This window comes from Autumnicola edwardsiae, assembly GCF_031846505.1.
Lineage (GTDB): Bacteria > Bacteroidota > Bacteroidia > Flavobacteriales > Flavobacteriaceae > Autumnicola > Autumnicola edwardsiae.
Genome location: NZ_JAVRHP010000044.1, coordinates 19,476 through 27,275 on the forward strand (window position 1 = coordinate 19,476; position 7,800 = coordinate 27,275).

General features: G+C 39.4%; 8 protein-coding genes. 4 read left to right on the plus strand and 4 right to left on the minus strand.

The window, feature by feature from the left end:
* Window positions 1-112 precede the first annotated feature (112 nt).
* Entirely contained in the window at window positions 113-751 is a 639-nt protein-coding gene (locus RM529_RS09865; protein ID WP_311484632.1) for a response regulator, read from the plus strand.
* Here the strand turns inward: RM529_RS09865 and dnaG are convergent.
* The 4 genes from dnaG to RM529_RS09885 all read right to left on the minus strand — a co-directional run bounded on the left by dnaG (window position 744) and on the right by RM529_RS09885 (window position 5,305).
* Window positions 744-2,705: a DNA primase gene (dnaG, locus tag RM529_RS09870; RefSeq protein ID WP_311484633.1), complete on the minus strand. Its 1,962-nt coding sequence runs from the start codon at window positions 2,703-2,705 to the stop codon at window positions 744-746. The genes RM529_RS09865 and dnaG overlap by 8 nt on opposite strands.
* 140 nt (window positions 2,706-2,845) lie before the next feature.
* Window positions 2,846-3,868: a hypothetical protein gene (locus RM529_RS09875; RefSeq protein ID WP_311484634.1), complete on the minus strand. Its 1,023-nt coding sequence runs from the start codon at window positions 3,866-3,868 to the stop codon at window positions 2,846-2,848.
* A gap of 95 nt (window positions 3,869-3,963) precedes the next feature.
* A complete protein-coding gene (locus RM529_RS09880; protein ID WP_311484635.1) occupies window positions 3,964-4,755 on the minus strand; it encodes a hypothetical protein in 792 nt (263 codons plus the stop codon).
* Window positions 4,742-5,305: an RNA polymerase sigma factor gene (locus tag RM529_RS09885; protein WP_311484636.1), complete on the minus strand. Its 564-nt coding sequence runs from the start codon at window positions 5,303-5,305 to the stop codon at window positions 4,742-4,744. Before RM529_RS09885 ends, RM529_RS09880 begins: the two co-directional genes overlap by 14 nt.
* 192 nt (window positions 5,306-5,497) lie before the next feature.
* Between RM529_RS09885 and rluF the strand changes: the two genes are divergently transcribed.
* From rluF to RM529_RS09900, 3 genes are all read left to right on the plus strand, one after another.
* Entirely contained in the window at window positions 5,498-6,337 is an 840-nt protein-coding gene (gene rluF, locus RM529_RS09890; RefSeq protein ID WP_311484637.1) for a 23S rRNA pseudouridine(2604) synthase RluF, read from the plus strand.
* A gap of 132 nt (window positions 6,338-6,469) precedes the next feature.
* A complete protein-coding gene (locus tag RM529_RS09895; RefSeq protein ID WP_311484638.1) occupies window positions 6,470-6,892 on the plus strand; it encodes a VOC family protein in 423 nt (140 codons plus the stop codon).
* Window positions 6,893-6,911: 19 nt separating this feature from the next.
* Window positions 6,912-7,800 (plus strand): AI-2E family transporter (locus RM529_RS09900; RefSeq protein WP_311484639.1); only part of this gene is annotated, 889 nt, incomplete at its 3' end.

A 7,800-nucleotide genomic window follows, 5' to 3' on the forward strand; every position in this document is an offset into this window, starting at 1 on the left:
GTCGAAAAGTCAATTAAGTATCAAATTATGAAAAGATTATCAGTTATTTTTAAGTAATTATACATGTATTAAGATACCCCCCGGTTTGATACATGCCAATATCAGCCAAACTATGTATAAAGTATTAGTCGCAGACCATCATCCCGTAATTAGTCGGGGTATTGGTTTTATCCTCAAGAACAATCCGGCATTGGAAATAATCGGAAATGTTACCAGTGGGGACGAATTATTCAAATTTCTTGAAAACGGGGTTCCCGATGTTCTTATTATAGAACTGGATTTACCACAGATTAACGGAATAAACGCCTTAAGAAAAATTAAACAGGATTATCCCGGTACTAGGATGTTGATATTTAGCACCCATCCCGAAGAGATGTATGCACTAAGTACCATTAAAGCCGGAGCAGCTGGGTATATTTCTAAAACTACAGATCCTGAAACGCTCGAAAAAGCGATTTACCAGGTGGCACGAGGTGGAATTTACCTTAACAAGAAAATTACAGAACGTTTAAATTCTGGAATTTCTCAAGGTAGAGGCCTGGTCGCCAAGTTTAAAAGGCTCTCCACAAGAGAAACCGAAGTACTTAATTTACTTTCTTCGGGAAAAAGGAACAAAGATATTGCGGAGGCTCTGGCAATAAATGAGAAAACCGTAAGTACTTATAAAACCAGGTTATTAAAGAAATTAAAAGTGGACAACGTGGCCGATCTTATTACACAGTCCAGGTTACTGCAGCTAAATATTACATAACCCGGTTAAGCTTATTAGAAAGTACCTTATTAAGACTTAAGTAATCCATTACATCCTGAAGTGTGGCAGAATTGTCATGATCTGACACTTCTTTTACCTCCTGCTTTAGCTCTTCAATCTTTTGAGAAACAAGATGCCGGCGAAGGTTTAGGATCGTCTCGCTAACCAGTCGGGCCACCCCTTCTTTTTTATCTTTTACAAATATATCGTTCCGTTCCCAATCGTGTAACTGATACTGCTCTTCCTCCATTAATATGGTGGTAACTTCTGAAGCCTGTTCAGATTCCATTTCGTTGATAAAACTTTCTATGGTAAAATTGGCATCACCGTTAAACTTTTGAATAAGGAGTGAATAGATTTCCCGAAAACGGGGATTGGTAAAAGCAATTTCATCTTCCTGTAAATCCAGAAAGATCTTTTCAAAAACTTTAGCAGTCTGCTTTTCGGGCTCCAGGAGAAGTTCACCACTTTCACTTTGCTTTAAAACAAGATCTTCAAATTGTTCTTCCCTACTCCCGTACAATAATAAAAGACTGATTATATTCCGCTCCAGCTCATACAACTGGTCGATCTTTGGCCTTAGCTTTTGGTCGTCCTTAACCAGTTTAAGCGGTTTTTCAGCAGACTTTTTTCCGGCGGATTTTCCTTTTTGATCCCTGGAATTTAATTGCGCCAGGGTAGTAAATAGTACATCTTCAGAAATATCCATAATCCTGGAACATTCTTGTACATATATTTCCTGCTGGATATTATCGGGGATTTTTGAGATAGAACTTACCATATCCCTAATAACATCGGCTTTCTTTACAGGATCATTTTTTGCTTCTTTCACCAGAAGCGAAGCTTTGTAAGAGATGAAATCATAAGCATTTTCCTGTAAGAAGATTTTCAATTCCTCCTCGCTGTACTTTTTAGCAAAACTGTCCGGGTCTTCCCCTTCAGGAAATGTGCATACCTTCACGTTCATTCCCTGCTCTAAAATAAGGTCTATACCACGAAGTGAAGCTCTGGTTCCCGCCGCATCACCGTCAAAAAGCACGGTAATATTCTTTGTTAACCGGTTAATCAACCGTATTTGTTCTGAAGTTAAAGCGGTACCCGAAGAAGAAACCACATTTTCAATTCCTGTCTGGTTAAACTGGATCACATCAGTATAACCTTCAACGAGGTAGCAATTATCTTCTTTCGCAATCGCCTGTTTCGCATGGTAAATCCCATAAAGGACTTTGCTCTTATGATAAATTTCACTCTCGGGGGAATTAAGGTACTTGGCTGCCTTTTTCTCATTCGTTAAAATTCTCCCGCCAAACCCGAGAACACGTCCAGACATAGAGTGAATAGGAAACATCACCCGTCCCTTAAACCTGTCAAATTGCTTCTCTCCTTTCACAATCGTGAGCCCGGTTTTTTCCAGGTAATCCAGCTTATACCCACTGCCCAGTGCTTCTTTGGTAAACGCATCCCACTCGTCCAGGCAATATCCCAGATCGAATTTTTTAATAGTTTCGGCAGTAAAACCACGCTCTTTAAAGTAACTTAAGCCGATTGCATTTCCGGGATCTGTTTTATGCAGAATTTTCTGAAAATACTTGCTCGCATATTCCGAAACAAGGTACATACTCTCCTTTTCATCTGCCTGCTGCTTTTGCTCGTCTGTTCGCTCGGTTTCTTCAATTTCGATTCCGTACTTCCTGGCAAGGTACTTTATGGCTTCAGGATAGGTAAAATGTTCGTGCTCCATCAAAAAGGCAATCACATTCCCTCCTTTTCCGCTGGAAAAATCTTTCCAGATCTGCTTAACGGGAGAGACCATAAAACTGGGCGTACGCTCGTCACTAAAAGGACTAAGGCCCTTTAAATTACTCCCTGATTTTTTTAACTGGACAAAATCGCCAATCACCTCCTCTACACGGGAAGTTTCAAAAACATTATCTATTGTGGTTTTAGAAATCAAGGATTAGTATTTTTTTGAATTGCCAACAGGGCATAAAAATATGGAATTTCATCCACTTTCTAAGGTCTCCATAACACCAAAAAACCTCATAAATTCCTTCCGAATCTATGAGGTTTATAACTTTAAAAAATCACTGCTTTTTAGTCCAGGTCAAATCGTAATCCTACAGAAAAATTATTCAATTCTACATTTGGATCTTCAAAAATTGGGTTAAGGTCGTACTTCACATAAAGGGCAGTGCCTCCCCACCCCATATATCCGCTAAGACCGTAAACAAAATCATTGGTGTTATAATCGCTTTTAAGCTTCTCCTTTACATTATCGCCATTTTCTTCATATTTCAGTTTTTGGCGCTCACCAATATTAAAACCGGCGTACCCTCCAAGGCCAATTTTAAACAGTTCATTAGTGTCAAATTTTACGCCTTTATAAGATTCATAGCGCCTAGAAGGCCCAAATTCAAAATGTACAGGAAAAACGAGGTTGTCCATCCTGAATTTAGATTTATCCAGCTGCTCATCAAATTCTTCCAAATAAGTAAGATCTCCATCTTCAACAAAATAGCGGTTATCTTTAGCTTTTAATCCGTTTAACTGAAAAGAAACTCCGTATTTTAATCTTAACCAGTTGGATCTTGCAAAAACACGGGTGTTCCAGGCCCACCCAATTTCGAAAAAGCGGCTACCCCCTATTTTAAAGTCGGAATCCTCCAGGGACTGCCCATCAGAAAGCGCATTGTTAAATCCGGCAGCAATAACTAATTCTGAAGTTGTTCTCGCATAATAATCTTCGTCTTCTTTCCTGCTCGATTCCGCGTCAAACCTCCAGAAATCTTCAAATTTATCGCCATCCTCTTCTCCACGGGAAAGCAGGGCAATTTTATTATCCAGGATGGCAACCCTGTTTTCAATATTCAGCGCATGCCTTTTTGCCGCTTCTTTTTTCAGGTTTTCCGCTTCTTGCCTGCTTATTTCGGCATTTTCTAACTGATAATTTATCTGCTCTACTTTTTCCTTTAGTGCTTCTTTTTCTTCAGCAACGATTTCTTCTTTTTCCTTCTGAAGGTTCTCTATTTTCTCTGAATTTTCAGTTTCCTGAGTTTGTGCTTCGCAAATGCTGTAACTAAATAGACTTAATACAATGTAAAAAATAACAGTTTTCATGATTTTTGATTCTTTTATTGAAGGATTTCTCCTTCAGGATGATTGATGAATGCCCCTAATGGGATGATGGTAATTATAAAATAGTAGTATAAATATTAATCGTTTCTTGTCGCTACCGCTGTTCTGGCTTTAATAAAGCCATCTTTTAAAATATCAAAAACTTTTTCTCTAAAAGACGCATCCAGCTCCTCCTCTACATCTTCCAAAAGCGAAAGTGCATCTACAGATCCCGCAGTATATCGAAATTGTGAAGATTTGCTAAGGTCCTTTGCGGCACTTGCAAGTAGCCGGTCCACTTCTTCATTTGTGATTTCATCACCACGGGCTTCTTTAGCGTTAACTTCAGCAATTATCTGCTCCAGTTTACTCTCAATCGCTTCATTTTCAGAATATTTTTCTTCAGGAGCAGCTGTTTGAGTGATTTCGGTGGAATTTTCTTCAATTTTCTCCGGAATTTCAACATCTACAGCAGCTATTTGCGATTTTTCTATTGTTTTTTCCTGTTTCTGAACAATTTCCTCTTTATCTGATTCATTTTTTTCTTCTGAAATTTTTTCTGCCTCAATTTCTTCGGAAGCAAGCTCTGCTTCAGGTCGATAATTGCCATTTTCAAGAGTCGTCTTATAGTTTTCGATTTCTTCAGTAGGATTATCTACGACAGAAGGTGAGGTGCCAAAAATGTCAGTTTTCGACACAAAAGTTCCCATGAGGAGGGCTGTAACTGCCGCAGCCGCCATTCCCATCCACCATTTCCTGCTAATGCCGGATAATTTTTTCTCTTCAGCATCCAACCTGCTGCTTAATTTGTCCCAGCTGTCTTCTGAAGGCGATATTTGCCTTTTTTCGAGCTGCTCTTTAAGTCGATTTTCAAATTTATTTGGTGCCATAACCTGTAGTACTTTGAGATTTTAATTTTTCCTGCAACATTTTTCTCGCTTTAAACAATTGTGACTTGGAAGTTCCTTCAGAAATATTCAACATTTTTGAAATTTCGCTGTGTTTATAACCTTCTACGGCATACATCACAAAAACCATCCGGTAACCTTCGGGAAGATCATCTATTAACCGCTGCAAATGAGCCACTTCTAATTCAGAATTAATATTATTCCCACTTTCAGTATAATAAGTCATTTCCTCCTGCTCAAATACTACTTTGTGATTTGTCCGCAAAAAAGAAATTGCCTCCCTAACCATAATTTTCCGAATCCAGCCTTCAAAACTTCCTTCATCTTTAAATGAATTAAGATTAGTAAAAACTTTAAAAAAACCGTTTAGCATTACTTCTTCAGCATGATGAAGGTCTTTTACATACTGCCTGCAAACGCTAAGCATTTTTCCCGAATGGATCTCGTACAACCGCTGTTGCGCCTCCCGGTTGTTGTTGGCAGCACGCTCGATGAGACGCGTATCGTTTTTAAAAAGCTGAATTACTTTCACCTGATAATTATTATTAGAGCCTTCTATTTATATAGACGCGGAAAAGTTACAAAAGGTTGCCTGACGCAATTATTTTTTATTGAAATTTCTTCTGAAGAATGTTCATTCCAGAATTTGCAGCTCGAAAATTGCCATTTTGAGCACGTGTTTATTGGGATTTAAATCTTGTATCTTTGCAACAGAATCCATTTTATGTCTGAAATTAAACTTACCAGAATCAACAAATACCTAAGCGAAGTGGGCTACTGCTCCCGCCGGGAAGCCGATAAACTTATCGAACAGGGAAGAATTACTCTAAACGGAAAAGTTCCTGAAATGGGAACCAAAGTTGCTCCCGGAGATGAAGTGCGGGTAAACGGGAAACTGGTTTCCAAAGAAGAACTTAAGGAGCCAAATGTGTACCTGGCTTTTAATAAACCTGTTGGTATTGTTTGCACTACAGACACCCGCGTAGAAAAGGACAATATAATTGACTACATTAATTATCCAAAACGTATTTTTCCCATTGGCCGGCTGGACAAACCCAGTGAAGGCCTGATTTTCCTGACGAACGATGGTGATATTGTAAATAAAATTCTGCGTGCCCGCAACAACCACGAGAAGGAATATATCGTAAGCGTTAACAAACCAATTACAAAGGATTTTATAAACCGAATGGGCTCCGGAATTCCAATTCTGGGCACCACCACGAAAAAATGTGAGGTAGAGCAGCTGGGAAAATATGAATTCCAGATTATTCTTACCCAGGGACTAAACAGGCAGATTAGAAGGATGTGCGAATTTTTAGGCTATGAAGTTACTGCCCTAAAGCGCATTAGGATCATGAATGTGCAACTGGATGTGCCCGTGGGAAAATGGCGTGAGCTAACCGAAAATGAACTTAAAACCATCAACCAGATGGTGGATGCATCGGTAAAAACAGAAGAAGCCTCTAAAATTAACAATTCCGGCAAAAAAGATCGTTCTGCAAAGCCTTTTCCGAAGAAAGAGAACACTCACAAAAGCAGGCGCAACCGCAGGGATAAATCTTAACAGATTATTAGCGCGCAGTACCACCTTGATCTAAAGATATCTTGGTAATTTTAAGCAAAATCTATTCACGATGTATTTAGATTACCCTTGTGAATAGCAATTTTGTGAAAGAGCTGCAAATTAACCAACACTATGAAAATACAACCTTTCCATCTTGCCATACCGGTTTCAGATCTTCAGAAATGTAGAAAATTCTACAAGGAAACCCTTGGATGCGGAGAAGGGCGTAGTAGCGAACATTGGGTGGACTTCAATTTTTTTGGTCATCAACTGGTTATCCATTATAAAGAGCCGGAAAAAACAGCTCCTGCCTCCAGTAATCCTGTAGACGGGAAGGATGTGCCAATACCACATTTTGGAGTGGTTTTGAAGTGGGACGTTTTTCAGGAGTTTGCTAAATTATTAAAATCAAAGGATATCGATTTTGTTATCGAACCTTATATTCGATTTGAAGGACAGGTAGGTGAACAGGCTACGATGTTCTTTAAAGATCCATGTGGAAATGCCCTGGAATTTAAGGCTTTTAAAAACATGGACCAGCTTTTTGCCAAGTAACGACCAACTAAAAAACTATATGAATACATTAAAACCGGCCTTGGTACGTCAGATTTTCGTGCTATTGCTTATTCTTTTTTTAGCGGTTTTAATTTTTAAGGAAATAACACCATACCTCTCCGGAGTTCTTGGTGCGATTACGCTATATGCCTTGCTCATTTCATGGATGCGCAAGTTGCTTGCACGCGGATGGAAGCCAAGCCTTGCAGCAGCCTTTTTAATGTCGGGGTCTTTTGTTGGCATTCTTGTTCCCGTATCGCTCATTGTACTTATGCTTTCTTCTAAAATTGGAAAAGCAGTTGCAAATTCAGAAAGGGTGGTTTCTGCTGTAAAAGAACAGACCTATTACCTGGAGGATTATTTTGGGTACAATTTGAGCCAGACGATCGACACCTCTTCAGTAACCAGTTGGATTTCAACAAACCTGCAAAGTCTTGCAGGAGGCACCTTTGATGCTTTTATAGCAATTGGGATTATGTACTTTATGCTGTACTATATGCTTACTAACAGGCAGGCGCTACGGGATTCCCTCATAGCCTATATACCTTTAGGAAAAGAAAACCTCACGCTTATCGGCAAAGAAAGCAATCAACTGGTAAAATCAAATGCGTTAGGAATACCACTGGTAGCACTGTGCCAGGGAATTATTGCATTATTGGGATACCTCGTTATAGGTGTTCCCGATCCTTTTTTCTGGTTTGTAATTACAGCCGTTGGCTCCATGATCCCATTTATTGGTACAGCACTAGGGATCCTTCCGGTAACCATTCTCCTTTTTGCCCAGGGTGATAATCTACAGGCCATTGCGATTTTAATTTACGGACTTGTAGTTGTAGGAGCAACAGACAATATTATACGTCTCTATGTACTGGAGAGACTGGCGAGTGTGCACCCCCTAATCACCCTCT